The organism is Janthinobacterium sp. GW458P, assembly GCF_002127585.1.
GTDB lineage: Bacteria > Pseudomonadota > Gammaproteobacteria > Burkholderiales > Burkholderiaceae_D > Janthinobacterium.
Genome location: NZ_NEGZ01000077.1, coordinates 1 through 22,004, shown reverse-complemented (window position 1 = coordinate 22,004; position 22,004 = coordinate 1). Strand labels below are relative to the sequence as shown.

Annotated in this window: 14 protein-coding genes; 10 read left to right on the top strand and 4 right to left on the bottom strand. The window is 65.2% G+C overall.

The features are described 5' to 3' along the window. On the bottom strand, positions 1-1,608 hold a 1,608-nt coding region (locus CBW50_RS30245), incomplete at its 3' end, for a methyl-accepting chemotaxis protein (protein WP_086148245.1). Between CBW50_RS30245 and CBW50_RS26295 the strand changes: the two genes are divergently transcribed. Together CBW50_RS26295 and CBW50_RS26290 are read left to right on the top strand one after the other, a co-directional pair. Beyond that, positions 1,607-1,885, top strand: coding sequence for a hypothetical protein (locus CBW50_RS26295; protein ID WP_139842650.1), 279 nt, complete (start codon positions 1,607-1,609; stop codon positions 1,883-1,885). The two genes, CBW50_RS30245 and CBW50_RS26295, sit on opposite strands and share 2 nt — an antisense overlap. Positions 1,886-1,943: 58 nt before the next feature. Beyond that, a complete protein-coding gene (locus CBW50_RS26290; protein WP_086148243.1) occupies positions 1,944-4,394 on the top strand; it encodes a membrane-bound PQQ-dependent dehydrogenase, glucose/quinate/shikimate family in 2,451 nt (816 codons plus the stop codon). 75 nt (positions 4,395-4,469) lie between these two features. On the opposite strand, the gene CBW50_RS26285 is transcribed toward CBW50_RS26290, so the two are convergent. Further along, on the bottom strand, positions 4,470-5,561 hold the full coding sequence (locus CBW50_RS26285) for a hypothetical protein (protein ID WP_086148242.1): 1,092 nt from the start codon (positions 5,559-5,561) through the stop codon (positions 4,470-4,472). A gap of 21 nt (positions 5,562-5,582) precedes the next feature. After that, positions 5,583-9,035, bottom strand: a complete 3,453-nt coding sequence (locus CBW50_RS26280) for a DUF748 domain-containing protein (protein ID WP_253252002.1) — start codon at positions 9,033-9,035, stop codon at positions 5,583-5,585. 276 nt (positions 9,036-9,311) lie between these two features. On the opposite strand from CBW50_RS26280, the gene CBW50_RS26275 reads away from it, so the two are divergent. From CBW50_RS26275 to CBW50_RS26260, 4 genes are all read left to right on the top strand, one after another. Beyond that, entirely contained in the window at positions 9,312-11,426 is a 2,115-nt protein-coding gene (locus CBW50_RS26275; RefSeq protein WP_319017139.1) for a TonB-dependent siderophore receptor, read from the top strand. A 193-nt stretch (positions 11,427-11,619) separates the two neighbouring features. Further along, on the top strand, positions 11,620-12,018 hold the full coding sequence (locus tag CBW50_RS26270; RefSeq protein ID WP_086148241.1) for a DUF2946 domain-containing protein: 399 nt from the start codon (positions 11,620-11,622) through the stop codon (positions 12,016-12,018). 92 nt (positions 12,019-12,110) lie between these two features. Next, positions 12,111-14,198 (top strand): TonB-dependent receptor, encoded by a 2,088-nt coding sequence (locus CBW50_RS26265; protein WP_086148240.1) that lies wholly within the window; start codon positions 12,111-12,113, stop codon positions 14,196-14,198. 223 nt (positions 14,199-14,421) lie between these two features. Next, positions 14,422-14,643 carry a hypothetical protein gene (locus tag CBW50_RS26260; RefSeq protein ID WP_086148239.1) on the top strand — a complete coding sequence of 74 codons (222 nt, stop codon included), beginning with the start codon at positions 14,422-14,424 and terminating at the stop codon, positions 14,641-14,643. Positions 14,644-14,735: 92 nt separating this feature from the next. Here the strand turns inward: CBW50_RS26260 and CBW50_RS29540 are convergent, their stop codons facing one another. Continuing rightward, positions 14,736-14,885 (bottom strand): hypothetical protein, encoded by a 150-nt coding sequence (locus CBW50_RS29540; RefSeq protein ID WP_172404896.1) that lies wholly within the window; start codon positions 14,883-14,885, stop codon positions 14,736-14,738. A gap of 454 nt (positions 14,886-15,339) precedes the next feature. On the opposite strand from CBW50_RS29540, the gene CBW50_RS26255 reads away from it, so the two are divergent. The 4 genes from CBW50_RS26255 to CBW50_RS26240 all read left to right on the top strand — a co-directional run bounded on the left by CBW50_RS26255 (position 15,340) and on the right by CBW50_RS26240 (position 18,963). Further along, complete coding sequence (locus tag CBW50_RS26255; RefSeq protein WP_086148238.1) at positions 15,340-15,621, top strand: hypothetical protein; 282 nt, start codon at positions 15,340-15,342, stop codon at positions 15,619-15,621. A 228-nt stretch (positions 15,622-15,849) separates the two neighbouring features. Further along, positions 15,850-17,169 (top strand): D-serine ammonia-lyase, encoded by a 1,320-nt coding sequence (locus tag CBW50_RS26250; protein WP_086148237.1) that lies wholly within the window; start codon positions 15,850-15,852, stop codon positions 17,167-17,169. Continuing rightward, positions 17,169-18,104, top strand: coding sequence for a DNA-binding transcriptional regulator DsdC (gene dsdC, locus CBW50_RS26245; protein ID WP_226935759.1), 936 nt, complete (start codon positions 17,169-17,171; stop codon positions 18,102-18,104). The genes CBW50_RS26250 and dsdC overlap by 1 nt, the downstream gene beginning before the upstream one ends. Before the next feature lie 43 nt (positions 18,105-18,147). Continuing rightward, complete coding sequence (locus CBW50_RS26240; RefSeq protein ID WP_086148236.1) at positions 18,148-18,963, top strand: ferritin-like domain-containing protein; 816 nt, start codon at positions 18,148-18,150, stop codon at positions 18,961-18,963. Positions 18,964-22,004: the final 3,041 nt, after the last annotated feature.

Below are 22,004 nucleotides of genomic sequence, written 5' to 3'. Positions count from 1 at the left end.
GGGCGGCCGTGCGGCAGGCGCACGGGGCGCATGGGACGCCCGCGGCTGCGCTGGCCGGGACGGGGCGCCAGCCGGGCCGTGCGCCAGCTTGAAGGCGCTTACCACGGCGGCCAGCTTGCCCGCCTGCTCCTGCAGCGATTGCGATGCCGCCGCCGCTTCCTCGACCAGGGCCGCATTCTGCTGCGTGGCTTCATCCATCTGCGTGATGGCGCGGTTGATTTCCTCGATGCCCGTGCTTTGCTCCACGCTGGCGGCCGAGATTTCGCTGACGATGTCGGTGACGCTGCGCACCGTGTCGACCACTTCCGTCATGGCCGCGCCGGCCTGCTGGACCAGCTTGCCGCCTTGCCCCACCTGTTCCACGGAGTCGCTGATGAGGGCCTTGATTTCCTTGGCGGCGGCCGCCGAGCGGTGCGCCAGGTTGCGCACCTCGGTGGCGACGACGGCGAAGCCGCGTCCCTGTTCGCCGGCGCGCGCCGCTTCCACGGCCGCATTCAGGGCCAAAATGTTGGTCTGGAAGGCGATGCCGTCGATGACGCCGATGATGTCGGCGATCCTGTTGGACGAGCCGTCGATCGCTTCCATCGTGCGTATCACGTCGCCCATCACCTGGCCGCCGTGCGCCGCCTTGTCCGAGGCGCTGACGGCCATTTGCTGGGCCTGGCGTGCATTGTCGGCGTTCTGCCGCACCGTGGCGGTCAGCTCTTCCATGGCCGAAGCGGTTTCCTCCAGCGAGCCGGCCTGTTGTTCCGTGCGCGCCGACAGGTCCAGGTTGCCCGCCGCGATCTCGGTCGAGGCCGTGCTGATGGTGTCCGTGCCGGAGCGTACTTCGGCCACGATGCGCACCAGGCTGTCGCTCATTTCCGCCAGGGCCGTCATCAGCTGGCCCACCTCGTCCTTCGAGGCGGCGGGTACCTGTACGCTGAGGTCGCCGCCGGCGATGGCGCGGGCCACGCCGATGGCGCCCGCCAGCGAGGCGACGATGCGGCGCGCCAGCAGCAGGCCCATGCCGGCCACCAGCGCCGTCACGGCCAGCGCCAGGCCGAGCGAAATCCAGCGCGCGCTGGCGATGGCGGCGGCGCCGTCGGCCGCGCCCTTGTTGCCCAGATTTTCGTTGTAGCGGTGGTGGGCGGCGAGGGCGTCGACCAGTTCCTTGATGATGGGCTGGTTTTCCATCAGCAGGTCGCGCGCCGCGTCGAGCTCTCCCGCCTTCGACAACGCCAGCACCTTGTCGCGCACGGCGTCGTAGCGCAGCAGCACGGCGCGGTCCGTGGCCAGCAGCGCCTTGTCCTGTTCGTCGGACAGGTTTTCCTGCTCATACTTGTCGAGCGCCTTGCCGACGGCCGCGCGCGCCTCGCGGATGCCCGCTTCCAGCGCGTCGCGCCTGGCCGCATCCTTGCTGGCCATGTGCTGCCAGACCGCCGTGCGCATCTGCGCGAACGGCACGAAAGCCTGGTTCAGGGTCAGCAGGCTGGGCACCGTGTTGACGGTGGCATAGCTGGCCGCCGTGTACACGCGGTCCATCTGGTAAATGCCGAAGCCCGTCAGGGCGGCCAGGCCCAGGACGACGGAGAGGATCAATGCGTACAGCCGTTTGGCGATGGTCATGATGGGCGCCGCTCCAAAGGAAGATGAAAATCGGGAAAACCGGTTTGCCAGGTGCATGATTTTCATTTTACGATATAAATTTGGTTTATTCGAGATATTTGTTGTGAATTTATTTTATTTTATGTTTTTCGTCAAAATCGCACTACAGAAGAGCGCGGCTGGCAGTGTTGCGGACGGGAAGCGGGTGTTGGCTTGTGGCGAAAAGCAACACTGCGCGCATATTCGCGCTCGCGTGTGCCACGCTTTGCCAATTAGTGAAAAAATGGAATTGCCTTGATTGCCATCAACACGGTGCGCAGGCGCGTGCCGCCGACTGACTCTTGTAAAGGAGCATCATGACTGCCTCTGCCCGGCCTGGACCCTTGTTCGCAATCACCGCAGTCATCTTTCTCCTGCTGGGACTGGCGCTCGTCGGCGGCGGCGCCTGGCTCGTCAGCCTTGGCGGTTCCTGGTATTACGTCGTGGCCGGCATCGGCATGCTGCTGGCCGGCGCGCTGGTCTGGCAAGGACGGCGCAGCGCGCAGCTTTGCCTGGCGCTGCTGCTGTTCGCCAGCCTGATCTGGTCCGTCATCGAAGTGAAGTTCGACTGGTGGCAATTGCTGCCGCGTCTCGACATCTGGTTCGCCGCCGCCGTCTGGCTGCTGCTGCCGTTCGTCGACCGCCGCCTGGCGCCGGCCCTGGCCCGCGGCGCCAAACCGCGCGACGCGGGCAGGAGCGCGCTGGCCGCCGCCGTGGTGGCCACGGCCGCCGTGGGCATATTTTCCCTGTTCCAGGATTACTACACCCTGCACGGCGAAGTGCCGGCAGACAGCATGGCGGCCGCGCCGCAAGGCGATTATGCGCCCGGCGTGGCGCCCAACGACTGGGCCGCCTACGGCCGCTCCGGCTATGGCGACCGCTACGCGCCGGCCGCGCAGATCACGCCGGCCAACGCCGCGCAGCTGCAACAGGCGTGGGTGTATCACACGGGCGACTTCAAGGGACCGAACGACCCGGGCGAGATCGCCAACGAAGTCACGCCGCTGAAAGTAAACGGCATGCTGTACCTGTGCACGCCGCATAACATCGTCATCGCGCTGGACCCGGACACGGGCAAGGAGCTGTGGCGCCACGATCCGCAGATCAACCGCGATGCGTCGAGCTACCAGCACATGATCTGCCGCGGCGTGGCCTACTGGGACGTGAACGCGGGCCGCGCCAAGGGTGACCCGGCGCCCGAGGCGGCCGGCATGGAATGCCCGCGCCGCATCTTCGCGCCCACCATGGATGCGACCTTGATCGCCGTCAATGCCGATACGGGCGCGGCGTGCAAAAGCTTCGGAGAAAACGGCGTGATCGGCCTGTACCACGGCATGGCCATGAAAAAACGGGGCTTTCTGATGCCGACGTCGCCGCCGGCCGTGGCGCAGAACGTGGTGGTGATGGCCGCCAGCGTGACGGACAACGATTCCACCGAGGAGCCTTCCGGCGTGATCCGCGGCTACGACCCCGTCACGGGCAAGCTGCTGTGGAACTGGGATGCCTCGAACCCGGACGACACGGCGCCCATCGCCGATGGCAAAACCTATACGAACAACTCGCCCAATTCCTGGGGCGTGTCGAGCATCGATGAAAAGCTGGGCATGGTGTACGTGCCGATGGGCAATGAAACGCCCGATACCTGGGGCGGCATGCGCAACCCGAACGGCGAGAAATACAACAGTGCCATCGTCGCGCTCGATCTTGTGACCGGGAAAGTGCGCTGGGTCTACCAGACCGTGCACCATGATATCTGGGACATGGATATCGGCGGCCAGCCCACCCTGGTCGACATCGACACGCCGAAAGGCAAGGTGCCGTCCGTCGTGGCCACGACGAAGCGGGGCGACATCTACGTGATCGACCGCCGCGACGGCAGCCTGGTCGTGCCGGCGCCGGAAAAACCCGTGCCGACGGCCAACGCGGCCCCCGGCGACCGCTTGTCGCCCACGCAGCCGTTCTCGGCCCTCACTTTCCTGCCCGAGAAGCACATCAGCGAGACGGATATGTGGGGCACGACGCCATTCGACCAGCTGGCTTGCCGCATCATCTTCCGCCAGCACCGCTACGAAGGGCCGTTCACGCCGCAGACCGTGGCGCAGGGCAAGGTCAAGGGGGCCATCATCTCGCCGGGCCCGCTGGGCATCTTCGAGTGGGGCGGGGCGGCCGTCGATCCGGGGCGCCAGTTGCTGCTGGTCAACCCCGACTACATGGGCTTTCTGGAACGCCTGGTGCCGCGCGCGCAAGCCAATGTGAAGGGCGGTTCCGGCACGGAAATGGGCTTGCAGCCGCAGACGGGCACGCCGTTCGCCGTGGAAATCAAGCCTTTCCTGTCGCCGCTGGGTTTTCCTTGCCAGGCGCCGCCCTGGGGCTATGTGGCCGCCGTCGACTTGCGCACCATGAAAAAAGTGTGGATGCACAAGAACGGCACCACGCGCGACAGCGCCCCCGTGCCCATCGCCTTGCCGCTGGGCGTGCCCAGCCTGGGCGGCATGAGCACGACGGGCGGCGGCGTGGCATTTCTCAGCAGCACGCTCGACTACACCATCCGCGGCTACGACGTGCGCAACGGCAAAACCGTCTGGAAAGCCCGCTTGCCGGCCGGCGGCCAGGCCACGCCGATGAGTTATGTCTCCGACAAGACGGGCAAGCAATATGTGGTGGTCATGGCCGGCGGCCACGGTTCGCTGGGCACGAAGATGGGCGACAGCCTGGTGGCGTTTGCCTTGCCGGACGAGGCGGTGAAGGGGGCGGGGAAAGGGAAGTAAGAAGAGAAGTAAGTGAAGCGCATCCGAGGCATGGTCTGGCCATGCCTCGGATGCGCCGCCATAAGGGCCCCGACGCTATGGCAAGCGGCGATTCAAGATGATGAGTTCGGCATTATCCGCAGTATCGTCCGCCAGCGGGTAGAGCACGACCGCATAAGCACGCTCCGTGGTCTTGTTGATGCTGGAAATGATCAATTTGTCACCGGGTATCGACAGAACCTCGTTGGTCAGCAGGTTCCGGTAGCCTTGCACGCCTTTGCTATAGAATATTTCCAGTAATTTATCATTTTGCGTGGTCAGCCAGCCGTTTCCAAACTCGGTATTGAACCGCGTGACAAAAGTATCGTCTGCGATGTCGACTGGCTGCCATGTATTGAACAGCGGATCGGCAAAGTCCACCAATTCAATGATCTCGCTTGCCCCGGACGCAGCTATTTTTTCGATAATGATTTTATCGTTTTCTTGCGCCAGCAGATAAGAATCCTTGTCGAAGGAGGCGCTCAATATCTGCAAAACCGGGATATCCTTCGCCTCAATCTCCCGCGAGCGCGTGACGTTGCCTTTTTCATCGATCTCCCGGTGCAGCAGGATGCTGCCGTCATTGGCCAGCAAGTGGATCGCCTTGTTGCAAATGGCAATGCGGTTATTTGCGGGCAAGGGGACCTTGCTATTGTGTTTCTTCTTCAGCTTCCCATTGATAAACTCGATGGCCAGGATTTTGTCCGGTTTCTTATCGTCAAAATCCACATCGTGAAATATCGAATGTGAGTCCGTCGTTCCAATGAAGTCTCCTGTACATGGACGGTTACCCTTTGGTAATTCCACATCTTCACGATGAAAGATGGGAATGCTGATTTCCAGTTCTTTATCAGGATGATAGGGAATGACGGAAACATAATTTTCCTGATCCGGACTCAGGAACAGTGTCGGCAAAATGCCGTCATCCTCGACGTAGTTTTCAATACTGCCGTCAACCCCGACAGTTGTATACATCAGCTTGTACGTGCCATTTTTTTCGTACACATAGTTAGCCAGCAGCGTCTTTTCAGCACATGACATGCTGTCTTTGGCTGATACGGCTGTCTCAGCAAGCAGTGTTGTCATTGTGCCCCAGTCGCCCTGCGTGACAGACGATGTATAGGGCGCTACTTTGTCGAGGTTTTTCATGCGTCAGATGCTCTCCGTATTTTATTGTGCCGCCAATCCCAGTTTCAAGCCCACCGGCTTGCCCGGTACGGCCTGCGTTTTTTCCGGCGCGCCCGCACTGACCCTGGCCGCCGGCGTGCCGTCCTGCTGCAAGGCCGCCAGGATGGCCGCGCTGCGCTGGGCGCCCAGCTTGTTCAAGGCATCGGCAGGCAGCGGCTGCCTGGCTTCCAGCTGCTCGCGCAAGCCGTTATAAAAAGCGCCCGTGTCGGCCACTTGCGGTTCGCCCTCGATCAGCTTGCCCAGGCGCTGCAGGACGGGGATCTTGGCCGCCGCCGGCGCGGAGGCGCTGGCGGAGGCTGCCGCCGCTGTGGCTGGTACGGCCGACTCCGCCGCCTTCTTCTGCTTGTCCAGCTCGGCCTTGCCGAAGCGCTCGCCGTACAGCTCGCGCAGGGCGCCCCGTATCTTGCGTTCACCCAGGCTCAACGGTCCTGGCTCTTCGCCCGCTTCCAGCTTGATGCCGGCCTTGGCGGCGACGGCGCGGCGCACGGCCTGGGCGCGCAGGGCGGCCCCGTCCGTGTCGCTGTACTGGCCCGGCACGGCCAGCTTCAGCTGTTCGCGCTTGGCCAGGATCTGCGCCACCTGCTTGAGTTTTTCCCGTTCGGGCGGCAGCAGCACGGCGCTGCCCGCGTCGAAGTCGATGGCTTCCAGCTTGTCGGCGCTGATGCCCAGCAAGTTGCCCAGGGCGCGGAACGGCGCCGTGACGATTTTCGTCAGCACATTGCCGACGGCTTTCCAGATCAGCGCGCCATAGCTGAATTGCGGGTCGTTCATGTCGCCCGACACGGGCAAACCGAGGTCGATGCGCCCGTCGCTGTCCTTGAGGATGGCCAGCGCCAGTTCCAATGGCAGTTTCAGGGCGTCCGGGCTGTCGATGCGCTCGCCCAGGGTCAGCTTGTCGAGCACGACCTGATTGGTGCCGTCGAGCTGGCGGTTGCGCACCTTGTATTGCAAGTCCAGCGAAATCTTGCCTTCCGCCACTTTATAGCCGGCGAATTTCATCGTGTACGGCGAGGCGGATACCATGTCGACGTTCTTGAAGACCACGTTCAAGTCCGTGTTGTCGGTGGGGGCGAAGGGATTTAATTGTCCGCGCACGCGCGCCAGGCCGAATTCGTCGATGCGGCCGTCCAGTTCGATCTGGCTGCGCGCATCGCGTTTCGTCGACAGGCCCGTGACGACGCCGTTCAATTCATAGATTTTCGCCGCAAACTGGGGCCGCAGGCTGAGGTCGGCAAAGTCCAGCTTGGCGTTCTGCAGGCGCACGCGGCGCACGCGCACGGGGAAGGCGGCGTCCGGCGCCGATGCGGCAGGGGCGGCTGGCTGTGCCGGTTCCGGCGCCTTGACCAGCAGGCGCTGCGCATTGAGGCTGCGGTCGTTTTCGATGATCAGCTGGGCGTTCGGTTCCACCACGCGCAATTCCGCGATGTCGAGCAAGTCCGGCCCCACGCCGGCCGTCAGCTTGTCGGCGCGTACGCTTTTCCAAGAGGCAAAACGCTTGCCATCCATTTCATTGAGCACGAGGCCGGCGATATCCACGCCGCCCACATAGCGCACTTTCGGCGCTTTCGGCGCGCCGCCGCCCGTCGTCAGGCGGCCGCTGCCGGACACGGCGCCGCCCGCCAGCTTCAGTTTCAAGTGTTGCGCCAGCAATGGTTGCACGGGCGCCAGGGCCAGCTGCTTCAGGTCGAGCTGCGCATCGACGGCGCCCGTGCCCGGCACGAACTTGCCGTTGGCCGTGAGCACGCCGCCTTCGCGCAGGCCCACGCCCAGTTCGAACGGCAGCGCCTGCTTCATGTCGTTGCTGGCGTTGTGCAGCGACAGGCGCGCATCCTGCACATTGAGCTTGATGCCCGTGCCCGCATCGTCGAAACGGGCGCCGAACTTGCTTAGCTCCACCTTGTCTACCGTGGTGGACCACGGCGCGGAAGGGGGGTCCTTGCCCGCGTCAGCCTTGCTGGAAGCAAATACGGGCAGCTTTTGCGCAATCGCAAACTCTCCCTGGCGGTTGCGCGCCAGGTCGATCTGCGCGCCGCTGGCCGTCACGGCGCCCAGGTGGATGGTATGCGCCGCCAGGTCGATCTTGCCTTCCGTAAAGCCCAGCTGGGCCAGCTTGAACGGCGTTTGCGCGCCCCGCTGCATGGCCAGATCGGCCACTGCAAAGCTGGCGCCGTCGATGACGGTGGCCATGCCCGATGGTGCTTGCTGCATGCCCAGCTGCAGCTGCAGTTGCAGCTGCCTGGCGCTCAATTGCAGGGCAGGGGAGACGGTTTCATCGATGACGGACACGTCCACGTTGGCCAGGGCCACTTGTTTCAAGTCCACTTTCCACTTGCCAGGCTTGGCTGGCGCGGCGGAAGCCGCCGCTGCGGGGTTGCCAGGCAACATCAGGTTTGCCACGTCGATCTCGCCCTTGCCGTCACGCCGCACGGCCACCTTGCCGCCGTCGAGGCTGATCTTTTCCACCGTGACGTTCTGGCGCGCCAGATCCACGTCGGCGCCCGTGACGGCCAGGGTGGTCATCGCCGTGAACGGTTCTCCCTTGCCGTCGCGCACCAGCGCCAGGTCGCGCAGGGCCAGTCCCGCACCTTTGACTGCCGCTTCCAGCGTGCCGTCCGCATAGGAAAAAGCGTAGGGCAGGCGCGCCGACAGCTTGCCGCTGGTCACTTGCGCACGCGTGTAGGCTTTCAGGTAGGCGGCCAGGCCGGGCAGGGAAGCGTCGGTCAGGATCAGCTCGCCTTCGCCACGGATGGGGTTCAGCGAGGCCGTGCCGCGCCAGTGCAGCTTGCCGCCGCGCGCCGCATCGGCGCTGAAGGTATAGCTGCCATTGGCGTCAGGCAAGGTCGAAATATTGTCGAGCGAAAAGGCGATGGGCGTGAAATTGTCCGCGTAGCCCGCCTTCTGATCTTGCCATTCCACTTTGCCTTGTTCCAGCGCAAAGCGGGCGATGACGAGGCGCGGCATGCCGCCCTCGCTCTTCTCCGGATGCTTGCGTTGCCAGGTGGCCAGCACCTCGGCCAGGTTGAACTTGCCGTCCGGCGTGATGGTCAAATGCGCCTGCGGCGCCGTGATGCGGATTTCGGCCAGGCTCCAGGCGCGGCGCACGATGGATTTCCATTCCAGTTGCACGGCCAGCGCACCGATGGCCAGCAGCGGCGCACCGCTCTGGCCATCCGCGCCGGGCGCCTCCCTGAAGGCGATCTGTTCCGCTTCCAGCCGCAGGGTAAACGGGTTGAAGCGCACGTCGGCGATGCTGGCCTGGCGCGCGAGTTCTTTTTCGGCAAATTTGGGCAGCTGGTTTTTAATGACGTAGGGCACCAGCCAGAAGCCGGCCGCGCTGTAGGCGGCGAGGGCGCAGCCGGTGCCGACGGCCCAGCGCTGCCAGCGTTTCCAGCGAAATGTTTTCGTCTGCACGCTTTTCTTGTCGATTGTATTCACGAACTTACCTTTAGTATCTTGTTGGGCGGCGCGTCCTGCGCGCCGTGACTGTCAGTATGCCTCTTTGCGGCCTCGTCTGCAAAATTCAAACGTGTTCAAGTGACAACAGGCGCCTTAAGCACCTGTTTATCCCGTGAAACTCCTACAATCTCACGGATTGTCATTCATTCATTGCGAATGATTCTCGTTACGGATATCATGCCGCGTAACCCGAAGTTTCCCTTTATCATCGTTTCTGTCGAAAGTCCCGTCTTTATGCGCGTCGTTTTTCCTTCCTTGCAACTACTTCCAGTGGCCGCCGCCTTGTCGCTGGCCTTCGCTTCCCACGCGGCCAAGGCAGCCAGCGGCCAGGACGACCTGACGGCCGGCGATGAGAAAGTCATGCAAGCCGTGCGAGTGACGGGCGCGCGGGCACAAGGCCTGGTGCCCGTGACCACGGAGGCGGGCAGCTTTCGCGGCGCCAACATCATGGACGTGCCGTCGACCGTCAACGTGATCACGCGCGCATTGCTGGAACAGCAAGCCGTGTCCGGCCTGTACGACGCCGTGCGCAACACGGCCGGCGTGACGCGCCAGCAAAACGGCGGCGAAACGTGGGATCAGCTGGTGATACGCGGCATCGCCGTGGAAAACCGCACGAATTACCGCCTCAACGGCTCCATGCCCATCATGAACTTCTCGCAAGTGCCCATGGAAAACAAGGAGCGCGTGGAAGTGCTGAAGGGCGCCTCGGCCCTGTACTACGGCTTTACGTCGCCGGCCGGCGTCGTCAATTTTGTTACCAAGCGGGCCGGCGGCACGCCCGTCACCAGCATGGGACTGAGCCTCGACGACCGTGGCAGTGCCGTGGCGAATGTCGACGTGGGCCGCCGCTTCGGCGCGCAGCAGGAATTCGGCGTGCGCGTGAACGCCGCCGGCGGCGCCCTGGGTTCCTGGCTGAACAATGTCGGCAACGGCAACCGCCGCTTCCTGTCCGCCGCGCTGGACTGGCGCGCGACAAATAAACTGCTGCTGAAGGCGGACCTCGAATACGACCGCCGCAAGGTGACGGAGCAGGCGGGCGTGGCCTTGCCGGCCGCCGTGAAAGGCGTGATCAGCCTGCCGCGCGCCGTCGATCCGCGCCAGCTGATCGGCCCGGACTGGTCGCATTTCGAGGCGCAGACGAAAAACGCGCAATTGCGCGCCGACTACGCCATCACGGATGGCTGGGCCCTGACGGTGGAGGCGGGCCACTCGGAAACGGCGCGCGACCGCCGCCTGGCCATCTTTCGCCTGAACAACACGGCCGCGCTGGCCACGGGCGCGGGCCGCATCACGGGCAATATCCAGCACAGCGTGACGGCGTCGGACTTGCTGCGCGCGGAACTGGCCGGCAATTTCAATACGGGTTTGATTGCCCACGAGCTGACCCTGGGCGCCTCGCGCACGGACAAGTCGCAAGATCCTGTCTACCAGAGCAATTACACGATCGCGTCGCAAAACCTGTACAGCCCCGTCCCCGTGACGAATGTCGTGTTCGGCCCCAGGCCGACGGCGCCCACGACGGCCGCGCTGGAGACGCGCGACACGGGCTTGTACGCGCTCGACCGCATGGTCTTCAGCCCGCAATGGCAAAGCGTCATCGGCGTGCGCCGCAGCAGTTATCAGAGCGACCAGGGCGCCAGCCATTACGACGTCAGCAAGACGACGCCGATGGCCTCGCTGATCTACAAGGCCACGCCCCAGCTGTCGTTGTACGCGTCCACGGCGCGGGGACTGGAAGAGGGCGAAACGGGCCCGACGGGCACCGTCAACCAGGGCGTCAAGATGGCGCCCGGCGTCAGCAAACAGAAGGAACTGGGCGCGCGCTGGCTGGCGCCGGGCGGCACCTTGCTGTCGGCCGCGCTGTTCGACATCACGCGCCCCGGCTACTACACGAATGCCAGCAATATATTTACGTCGGACGGCGAACAGCGCTACCGCGGCCTGGAAATCTCGACGCAGGGCAAGCTGACGCGCCAGCTGTCGTGGCAGACGTCGGCCCAGCTGCTCGACCCCAGGTTCGCCAACATCAACGCCGATTACAACGGCAAGGCGCCCGAAAACGCGTCGAGACGCACGGCCAGCGCCTTTCTCGCCTACGCGTTCGACGCCGTGCCTGGCCTGTCCGTCAACGGCGGCGCATATTACTACAGCGCCCGTCCCGTCAACGACCTGAACCAGGCCTTCCTCGGCGGCGTGAGCCTGTTCAGCGCGGGCGCCCGCTATGCGAGCCGCGTGCTGGACAAGGCCGTCGTGTGGCAACTGAACGTGGAAAATCTTGCCGACAAGCGCTACTGGGCCGGTGCCGGCACGCGGCTGGCCTCGGGCGCGCCGCGCGCTGTCAAGCTGTCGATGAAGGTGGATTTGTAAGAACGCCTATCAAAACCTACTGCGCGTCGTGATCTCCGGCCTGCGATGCTCACTGCCTCGGCGGCCCCGTGCCAAGCACAGTTCCGCTTCTCAGCCACAGCTCCCTTCCGCTCGCTACGGTTTTGTTAGGCGTTGTAAGCAAGGCTTGACCTGCGCCCTGTGCGCAGGGGCCTTGCCCTGATACAATATTGCCATGTTCATCAGCAAAGGCAAGGCCGGCATCGTCCTGTGGATCGCGTGTATCGCCATCTTCCTGGCCACGCTCGCCCCTACGGTGTCGCGCGCGCTGACGGTCGCCAGCGGCCTGGCCGTGCCCAGCCTGGAAATCTGCTCGGTGGCGGGCGGCATGCAAGCCGTGCCCGCCCGCTACGATGCGCAAGAGCCTTCCGCGCCCGAAAAACCGGGCATGCGCATGGGCGACTGCCCGTGCTGCAGCATGCATGCGGACACCCTGTCGATTCCGCCCACCTCCCTCGTGCTCGCGTCAGGCGAGCTCATCACGGGCTTGCTGCCCGTGCTGTTCTACCAGTCCGCCACGCCCCTGTTCGCCTGGACGCCCGTCCAGCCCCGCGGTCCGCCCGCCGCTTTCTGACCTGTCCCTTTCCTGAACTGCCTGGCGCCGCGCGGCAATGTGCTGCGCTTGCGGCTGTTCGTCTTACCTATACAGAATCTGAAAGCAGCACCATGAAACATTTACCGTTCTTGATTTCCCTCGCCATCGCCATGCCCGCCGTGGCGCAATCCCGCAGTGAGGCAGACAGCACCATTTTGCCGGAAATGAAAGTCATCGTCACGGCCATAGGCGACGGCTACCGTCCGGCCGCCGACACGGCGCAGATGCTCAGCGGCACGCCCGGCTACAGCGTGGCGGCCGGCGGCGGCGTGTCCGGCTTGCCTGTCGTCAATGGTTTTGCCGATGACCGCCTCAAGATTCGCATCGACGGCATGGAATTGACGTCCGCCTGCGCCAATCATATGAATGCGCCGCTGTCCTACATTGATCCGCAACAAGTGCAGCGCATCCGCCTGATCGCGGGCGTGACCCCCGTCAGCGCGGGCGGCGACAGCATAGGCGGCACCATCGAGGTGCAGTCGAACGCGCCCGTCTTCGCCCGGCCGGGCGCGGGCCTGCTCACGCAAGGCAGCTTTGCCGTGTCGGGGCGCAGCGTCAACAACAGCGTGGCGACCAGCGTGAACGCCTCGGCCGCCAGCGACAGCCTGAGCATCGGCTACAGCGGCGCCACCACGCGCGGCCACAGCTATGAAGATGGCCACGGCAACAAGGTGCTGGGCAGCATGTACGAAAGCATCAACCAGGCCATCGTGCTGGCGGCGAAGGGCGATGGCCAGCAGCTGACCCTGCGCGCCGGCGTGCAGCACATCCCGTACCAGGGTTTCCCCAACCAGTACATGGACATGACGGACAACCATGGCCGGTTTGCCAACCTGGCCTACCAGGGCACATTTGCCTGGGGCGTGCTGGACGCGCGCGCATACTGGCAGCAGACGGACCACGAGATGGGCTTCTTCTCGCCCGAGCGCAAGGGCTCGATGCCGATGATCACGCACGGGCGCAACACGGGCTACGCGCTGATGGCCAGCGTGCCGACGGCGGCGGGCGAGTTGCGCCTGGGCCAGGAATGGCACGGTTTCCGCCTCGACGACTACTGGCCGGCCGTGCCCGGTTCCATGATGATGGGGCCGCGCACCTACCTGAACATCAATGACGGCAAGCGCGACCGCACCGTGCTGTTCGGCGAACTGGAAACGCGCCACGATGGTCGCTGGACGAGCGTGCTGGGCCTGCGCGGCGAATCCGTGCGCATGGAGTCGGGCGACGTGCAATCGTACGGCACCAATATGATGAACATGCCGGACCTGATGGCCGCCAGGGCCTTCAATGCGCGCAGCCGCAGCCAGCGCGACACGAATATCGATGCCACGGCGCAAGCGACGTTTGCGCCGGACGCCGCCAGCAGCTATGCATTCGCACTGGCGCGCAAGGTGCGCTCGCCGAATCTGTACGAGCGCTACTCGTGGGGCCGCGGCTCGATGGCCATGACCATGACCAACTGGTTTGGCGACGGCAACGGCTATGTGGGCGATATCGACCTGAAACCCGAGACGGCTTACACGGCCGCGTTCACGGCCGACTGGCATGGCGGCGGCGAAGACGGCTGGTTCCTGCGCGTTAATCCCTATTACAGCAAGGTCGACAATTACATCGACGTCGACGTGCTGGCATCTTTCCATCCGTACATGAAAATGGGCGCGAACGGCAACTTGCTGCGCTTTGCCAACCACGACGCCAGATTGTACGGCGCCAACGTGGCGTGGCAGCTGCCTTTGGTGCGCAGCGCGCGCTGGGGGCGCTTCATGGTGACGGGCAATGCGGCCTACACGCGGGGCAAGCGCAGCGATGGCGGCGACCTGTACCGCATGATGCCGTTCAACGCCTTGCTGGCCGTCGAGCACAAGCTGGGCGCCTGGAGCAGCCGCATCGAAACGAAGATCGTGGCCCGCAAGGACAAGGTCGATGCGCGCCGTTTTGAGCCGGAAACAGGCGGCTATGCCCTCGTCAACCTGCGCAGCAGCGTGGCATTGAGCAAAATGGCCAGCCTGAGCGCCGGCGTGAGCAATCTGTTCAACCGCGCCTATGCAGACCCGCTGGGCGGCGTCTACCTGTCTGGCTTGAAAGCGAACGGCGGGGCGCTGCAAGCCTTGCCGGCCGAGGGCAGGTCGATTGATCTGGGGCTGCAGCTGAAGTTCTAAGACTGGCCATCAGCAAGGGCGCCTTTTGACGATGCGGGAAGCGGAAGGCGCCCGCTGGTATCGCGGCAGCAGCGAGCGCCATGTGCGTGACAATGTGTGCATGTTTCTTCCCAGTAATTTGTTATCCTGCATGCCGTCCTGTTTCCGGCCTGCCCGCACATATGCGCGATAGCGAGGCCGGTTGCCGTCGCCGGATGGCAGGCTGACTCATATAAAGGTGTACATGATCGCGTTTAAAGATTTTCGTTCGACCACCCCGGGCAGTCCGCTCTCTGACGGCATGGACCGGTCGCTGCTACTGGCCAATGAATGGCTGCTGAAAACGGGCGTTCGTCCCGTCAACATCGAAACCATCGCCGAATCCGGGGGCTGGATGGCCATCATCCGGGTAGAGCGGGGCTTACGGGTGTGGTATGAAGTGGCGGCTCACCCGTTGAAGTCCTGAACTGTTCAAGCGGGCCATGTCAGCGTGCGCTCCCCACGCCGCCTTCCAGGGCATGCGGCGGGCGCCGGCCCGGGCAATCCGGCACAGGGCCGTCAATTGCCGCTCTTTTTTCGCCGCGTGCCCGTCAGCACGCGCAGCGCGGTGGCGATCGGCACCTTGTTCTTGGCCAGGTAGGCGGCGGCCGTCGCCGTATCGAGCATTTCCTGGAAGATAATGCCGACCTCGACCTTTTGGGCCGTCAAATCGTCCTGTCTTGCGCAGTCGGGGGTATCCATCGTAGCGGTAACTTTGTCGTTCTTGGAGCGCATTCTTGCCTCGGTAGAAAAGAGAAAAAATGTCTCTTGCCTTAAAGATAACTTATTTTTTCCTGTTGTGGAAACTTTTCTTTAACAAATAGTGCATTTAAGAATTAAATTCAGCTGTCGGCGGGGATCCGGGTTGGCGGTTCGGATATTGCTCAATGGAACTTCTCATTACAGGCCATGTTCTGCCCTTGGCCGATGAAAATTTCCTGCAGGAACCGAGGAGCAAGGTCCGCCGGGCCAACGGCGGCGACACGGCGTCCGCGGCCAGGAATTGCTGTTCTGACATACGCTGGAAATGCGGTCAATAATGTGGTCAATAATGTGGTCAATACTGGAATAGAGGAGAAGAGCATGAGCGAGCGTATGGCACGGGGATTTGCCGGTGTCTGCAATGCATAAGGAACCCGGCGATCTGCTGACAGGAGGTATCGCCATTGTCGCCATAGCCGGCCTTTCCGCTTGGGCGGCAGACATGCCGGCTCTGGTGCGTCTGGCATTGGCGGTCGGTATTGGCATGCTGGTGTTCTTTCTACTTGGCTTGCGGCGGGAAGGCGCGACCGTGCTGGTGATATTGTTGTTACCCTGCATCTTACTCAGCCACCTTTTGCCAAAGAAGTTGCGCAGGCAGTTGATGACATCGAGGCGCAAGGACGATGACGCGTCCCAGTCATAGATGGCCAGTGTCGGGCATTGATCTCTGAGGCCATCGACGCACAAGCGGAAGTCAGTGGGGCGGGCGCGTGCTGCGGGCGCACTGTCGCCATGCGCGGGCGTCGGCTTCGGGCGCGACCACGATTTGCCGCCATACATGACCTCCCGTCATGCATTGCCTGATCAAGCATCCTTTGCCAGCGGCGCCCGGATGCGGTCTAATCATGGTTTGTTCCTACACGAGCTTGCCATGCTGCCCACTTCCGCCATCGCCGCGCTGCGCGAAAAATTTCCCCTGATTACAGAACTGATGGCCTTGCAGCCGCTGAGCTGGTTCAATCCCGCCATCGCGCCGGCGGCCGAGGCCTTGAAGGACGTGGGCTTGACGGCGGACGACGTGGCCGATGCCAGCGCGCGCCTGGCGCGCTTTGCGCCCTACCTGGCCAGGGCGTTTCCGGAAACGCAGGCCGGCGGCGGCGTCATCGAGTCGCCCGTCGTGCCGCTGCCCGCCATGCAGGTGGCGTTGGGCATGACGAGCGGTCAGCTATGGATCAAGCTGGACAGCCATCTGCCCATTTCCGGCTCGATCAAGGCGCGCGGCGGCATCTATGAAGTGCTGAAACATGCGGAAACGCTGGCGCTGGACGCCGGCTTGCTGCGGGAGGGCGACGATTACAGCCTGCTGGCCAGCGACGCCGTGCGGGCGTTTTTCGGCCAGCATGCGATCGCCGTCGGCTCCACGGGCAATCTGGGCTTGTCGATCGGCATCATGAGCGCGCGCCTGGGCTTTCGCGCCACCGTGCACATGTCGGCCGACGCGCGGCAATGGAAAAAGGATAAATTGCGCAGCCATGGCGTGACCGTCGTCGAGTACGCGACCGATTACAGCGTGGCCGTGGAAGAAGGGCGCAGGCAGGCGGAGGGCGACCCGACCTGCCACTTCGTCGACGATGAGAACTCGCACGATCTGTTTCTCGGCTACGCGGTGGCTGGCCGGCGCCTGAAGGCGCAGTTCGACGCATCCGGCGTTGCGGTCGATGCGCAGCATCCGCTGTTCGTCCACCTGCCGTGCGGCGTGGGCGGCGGTCCCGGCGGCGTGGCCTTCGGCCTGAAGCTGGCCTTTGGCGACCATGTCCACTGCGTGTTCGCCGAGCCGACGCATTCGCCGTGCATGCTGCTGGGCGTACACACGGGCTTGCACGAGGGCATCAGCGTGCAGGAGATCGGCATCGACAATGTCACGGCCGCCGACGGCCTGGCCGTGGGACGGCCGTCCGGCTTCGTCGGCCGGGCCATGCAGCGGCTGATCGACGGCTACGCCACCGTCACGGATGAAGAACTGTACCGGCTGCTGGCGACGCTTGAGCAAACGCAAGGCTTGCGCCTGGAACCGTCGGCCGTGGCCGGTTTCGCGGCCATTCCCGCCGTGCTGGCGGCGCCGCAATACGGGCAGCACCTGGCAACGGCCACGCACCTGGTGTGGGGCACGGGCGGCAGCATGGTGCCGGCGCAGGAAATGGCGGCCTACGTGGCGCGCGGCCGCGCCTTGCTGGCGGCCGGAGCCGCGTGATGCCGCCCGGCGCGCAGAGCATGGCCACGCTTGGGGCCAGGCTGCCGGCCGGCCAGTTCGCCAACCTGCAGACGTTTCGCGTGGCGGCGCGCCACGCCAGCTTTGCGCTGGCCGCGCAGGAACTGGCGCTCACGCCCAGCGCCGTCAGCCACCGCATCGCGCGGCTGGAAAGCAGCCTGGGCTTGCGGCTGTTCCAGCGCCTGACGCGGCAAGTCAGACTGACGGCCGACGGCGAGCGCATCTTCGCCGCCCTGCAAATCGGCTGGGACAGCCTGCAGGCGGCGCTGGCCGGCGGCGATGCGCTGGCGGGCGGCATCACCGTGCATGCGCGCCCGTCCATCGCCCAGTGTTGGCTGGTGCCGCGCCTGGCAGGGTTCGCCGCGCAGTATCCGGACGTGTCGATCGACTTGCGCGTGGGCAATGAAAGCGTGGACTTTCGCGCCGGCCAGGTGGACCTGACCCTGCATTACGGCGACGGCCACTTTCCCGGCCTGGCCGCGCGCAAGCTGATGGACGAATGGCTGGCGCCCGTGTGCAGTCAGCAATATGCGCGCGAGCACGGCCTGTTTGACGCGCCGCAACACTTGTCCGGCGCGACTGTGCTGCACGACACGCTGGCATGGCCCGCCTGCGCGCCCGACGCCGAGTGGCGGCTGTGGCTGGAAGGGCGGGCGCCCGGGCTGAACTTGCCTGCGCGCAGCCTGCGTTTCGACCGCGCCGACCTGTGCGCGCAGGCGGCCATCCACCACGCGGGCGTGGCCATGGGCCGGCGCCAGCTGGTGCAGCCGTGGATAGCCAGCGGCCAGCTGGTGCTGCCGTTCGGCGGTTTCGACTTGCCCAGCCCGCAGGCGTACTACCTCGTGCACAGCGGGCGCGCCGCGCTGCCGGCGCGCGTGCAGGCGCTGCTCGATTGGCTGGTGGGACAGGCAATTTGATACACTGCGCCCCTTGTTCAAGCACGCGCACGAAGGAAACACCATGCACGCAACATCCCCACTGACCTTCACCGCGCCGCAGGAATTGCGCACGTATGCGCTGGCTTGCCTGCTCGAACCGGACCCGGCCACCAAGGTGGCGATGGTGGCGGCCATGGCCGAGGCGCAACTTTCTCTCGATGCGCAGGCACCGCTGGCGCCATCGGGCGCCGTGCCGGGCCGGCCCGAGCGCCCGGAACTGGTGCCGCCGCGCCTGGTGGGACGGCGCTCGATGATCACGCCGGAAGGGCGCGCCATGCTGGTCCACGCGCTCGCGCATATCGAATTCAACGCCATGAACCTGGCGCTCGACGCCCTGTGGCGCTTCCCGGACTTGCCCCTTGAATACTACACGGACTGGCTGCGCGTGGCGAAGGAGGAAGCGACGCACTTTGCCATGCTGCAGGCGCACCTGCAGGTGCTGGGCCACGCGTATGGCGACTTCCCCGGCCACGACAGCCTGTGGGAAATGGTCGACAAGACGCGCGGCGACGTGCTGGCGCGCATGGCGCTGGTGCCGCGCACGCTGGAAGCGCGGGGCCTGGACGCCATTCCGCCGCTGCGCGCCAAGCTGGCGCAGGCGGGCGACATGGCCGCCGCCGCCATCCTGGACATCATCCTGCGCGACGAGGTGGGCCACGTCGAGATCGGCAACCGCTGGTACGGCTACCTGTGCGAGCAGCGGGGCCTGGAATTGCGCGCCACCTACGCCGAACTGGCCCTGCGCTACGAGGCGCCCACGCTGCGCGGCCCGTTCAACCTGGAGGCGCGGCGCCGGGCCGGCTTTTCGGAGCTGGAACTGGCCGACCTGCCGTCCTGACCCGGCTTACGGATGGGCCGTCAGGCTGATGTGCCAGTGGCTCAGGTGTCCCTTCTCGATCTGCACTTTCGGCGGCTTGAGCCAGGCGCCCGCGCCGGGAATCTTGTCGGCCGGACTGGCGGAAAAGCGCCCGTCGACGAGGGCCAGCTTGACGAAGCCGGGGCCGATATAGATGACGCGCGTGCTGGCCGGCGCCGCTTCCTGCGCCAGCATGGCCCGGTTCGCGGCGATCCACGCCTGCAGCGCCGCCAGTTTCGGCTTTTGCGCGGGATTGGCCGCCACTTCCGTCTGCGCGTCGAGGATCAGCTTGTGGATGGCGGCGCCGTTGCCCTGGCCGCCCAGCGCATCCGCGTAGCCGCCCGCGCCGTCCGCGTAGCGCAAGTCGATCTGCTGGCCGTCGCTGTGGCCGCTGTGGCCGAGGATGGAGCGGCCCGCCGCCGTCTGCGTCACATGCTGGCCGCTGATGTCGTCGAAGCGGTAAGCCTTGCCCGCCAGCCAGGCGATGGCCAGTCGCGTGGCCCAGGAATCGCCGCCGTCATCGCGCGTGCCGTAGCGGCGCGCCGCCAGCGCCGCCTCGTTGTTGGCCAGGTACAGGGGAATGTAGGCCGTGTCGCCCTTGAATTCCACGTGGCCGCCTTCGGCCGGGTCGGAACTGGCGTCGGCATTGTCGAAGCGGCCCTTCAGGCGCAGCGTGACGACGGCCTTCCTGTCGAGCTTGGCCCCAGCAAAGGCGGGCAGCACCAGGCCGGGAAATTTGACCTTGCCGGCGCTGTTGGTATTGGTCTGGGACAATAAATTCTGTGTGCTGAAGGCGGGATCGCCGCCGCCGGACGAGATGCCGATGTTTACTTCCGTAATCGTGGCAGCCGCCGGCGTGTAGTGCACTTCCAGCGGCAGGGTGTGGGTGGCCGTGGCGGCGCCTTGTGGCACGGAAATGTATGGTCCCCGCAGATTGCCCGTCAGCTTGATCGGCTGCAACACGGGGTGGGCGCTCTTGTTGGGCGAAAGGAATTTCGCCAGCGTCACCTTCAAGCCCTTGCAGGCCAAGCCCAGGCGCACCGTCGCCACCGTGGCCAGCGCGTTGTCGCCGATATTCGTCGCGCTGACGGCCCCGCCTACGGTCAGCGGCCCATCTTTGGTTTGCTTGCTGACATCGATGCATTCCGTCCGGACGACGCTGCCCTGCGTATAGTGCGTCTGGTTGACGGCGCCCGCGGCGGCCAGGTTGGCGCCGGGCAAACCGGTGACGGAATACGACCAGGTATCGTTGTACTTGCTTTGCGCCGTCGTGTAGTCGGGATATTCGGCCGTGCTGACGGTGATTTTCACGCCCAGGTTTTTCGTGCCCTTGGGGACCGTGTAGACGATGGGCGTGGTGATGGTCTGGTCTTGCGCGGCGGCCGTGGCCGTGAAAGCCTGGTCGCCCTCGTCATCCTGCGGCGTGGCGTCGGGCAGGGAGCGGGCAGGCGGCGCCGCGTGGCGCGCGGGCGGCCCGGCGCCATCCTGCGCGACCGTGCCCGCCACATAGCTGCGCNGGTCTTGCGCGGCGGCCGTGGCCTTGAAAGCCTGGTCGCCCTCGTCATCCTGCGGCGTGGCGTCGGGCAGGGAGCGGGCAGGCGGCGCCGCGTGGCGCGCGGGCGGCCCGGCGCCATCCTGCGCGACCGTGCCCGCCACATAGCTGCGCGCCGGGGCGCGCCCGGCCAGGCCGGCCGCATACGGATACACGATGTCGACGCTGACGCTGGTGCTGCCGTCAAAGACGACGGCGCTGACGCTGACGACGTTCGGGTGGACCAGGTCGTTCAAGGTCAGCTGATACGTATCGGGCAGCACGCCGTCGAAATGGAAGGCGCCCGTAGCGTCGACCTCGGCCACCTGGCGCTGGTGGCTGTTGTAGCCGCTTAATAACATTTTCTTGCCGGCCAGGCCATTGGCGTTGCCGCCGTCCGGCGTGCGCAGCCGGCCTTGCAGCACGGCGCCCGCCTTGATGACGATCAAGGCATAGCTGGCCGTGAATTCACCGTCCCGCGAAACGAAATTGAGGTTCAGGTCGTAGCTGCCGTTGGGCAGGGACGCCAGCAGCTGCTGCATGGCCGTGGCGCTGATGGCAAAGCTGTTGGCGGCCGGCTGGAAGGTCCAGTAGGGCTTCAGGCTGATGGCCACGCCGTCGGCCGAGGAGAGCAGGCCGTCGCTGTCGTCCTGCAGCGCCAGCGGCGGCGCGCCATCGAGGCGGAACGCCAGCGCGCCCGCCTGCAGGCGGTTGTTCGCCCCCAGGCCCGTGATGGCCAGCGCGGGCGCCGTGGCGGGCAGATTGCCGTCGTCGTCCGCTTCCACGCGGGTTTCCACGGCCGTCGGCAGCTCCGTCTGGATCAGCAGGTCCACGGTGGTGACCTTGTTGTCCTTGCTGAGCAGAAACTGCGCATGCTGGTCGGCGCCCGTGTCGCCGGGCGTGGAAAAGCGCAGGCTGCCGCCCTGCAGCAGCACGTCCGTGACGGCGCCGCCGGCCTTGACGCTGTCGGCGCCGTCCGCCAGGCCCAGCTCGGCCAGCGAGAGCACGAGCACTTGCGCGGGCCGCACGGGATCGAGCGTGATGCTGGTGTCGGCGCTGAAGGCCCACGCCAGGCCCGCGCTCTGGAAGGCCACGCTGCGCTCGATGCGCACGGTGATGGTGTCGTCGGGAATGACGGTGGCGCCCGCGTCGATGCTGCCGGCCAGCACGTCGCCATCGATGATGGTGCTGCCTTCAGGCGCGCTGGCCAGCACGGCTTGCACGTTGCTGGCCGCTGCGCCGCTATTGTTGCGGATGTGCACGCGGTAGCTGTAGTCCCAGGCCGTGCGGCTGACGCGCTGCTCGGTCACTTTTTCCAGCAAGGTCACTTCGAAGTCGCCGGCGGCCTGGACGGTGCTGCTGCTTGCCGCGGCGGCCAGCATGATCTTCGGCGCGGGCGGCTGCGTCGGATCGTCCGGCCCGCCGCAGGCGCACAGGGCGAGCGCCAGGCTCGCGGCCAGCGCGGCGCCCGCCAGTTGCCGGCGCCGCAGGC

Excerpts from the sequence above, each read along its gene's own strand:
- CBW50_RS26295 (WP_139842650.1), top strand. The coding sequence starts at position 1,607 with ATGATGGGCGCCGCTCCAAAGGAAGATGAAAATCGGGAAAACCGGTTT.
- CBW50_RS26290 (WP_086148243.1), top strand. The coding sequence starts at position 1,944 with ATGACTGCCTCTGCCCGGCCTGGACCCTTGTTCGCAATCACCGCAGTC.
- CBW50_RS26285 (WP_086148242.1), bottom strand. The coding sequence starts at position 5,561 with ATGAAAAACCTCGACAAAGTAGCGCCCTATACATCGTCTGTCACGCAG.
- CBW50_RS26270 (WP_086148241.1), top strand. The coding sequence starts at position 11,620 with ATGTTCATCAGCAAAGGCAAGGCCGGCATCGTCCTGTGGATCGCGTGT.
- CBW50_RS26265 (WP_086148240.1), top strand. The coding sequence starts at position 12,111 with ATGAAACATTTACCGTTCTTGATTTCCCTCGCCATCGCCATGCCCGCC.
- CBW50_RS26260 (WP_086148239.1), top strand. The coding sequence starts at position 14,422 with ATGATCGCGTTTAAAGATTTTCGTTCGACCACCCCGGGCAGTCCGCTC.
- CBW50_RS26255 (WP_086148238.1), top strand. The coding sequence starts at position 15,340 with ATGCATAAGGAACCCGGCGATCTGCTGACAGGAGGTATCGCCATTGTC.
- CBW50_RS26250 (WP_086148237.1), top strand. The coding sequence starts at position 15,850 with ATGCTGCCCACTTCCGCCATCGCCGCGCTGCGCGAAAAATTTCCCCTG.
- dsdC (WP_226935759.1), top strand. The coding sequence starts at position 17,169 with ATGCCGCCCGGCGCGCAGAGCATGGCCACGCTTGGGGCCAGGCTGCCG.
- CBW50_RS26240 (WP_086148236.1), top strand. The coding sequence starts at position 18,148 with ATGCACGCAACATCCCCACTGACCTTCACCGCGCCGCAGGAATTGCGC.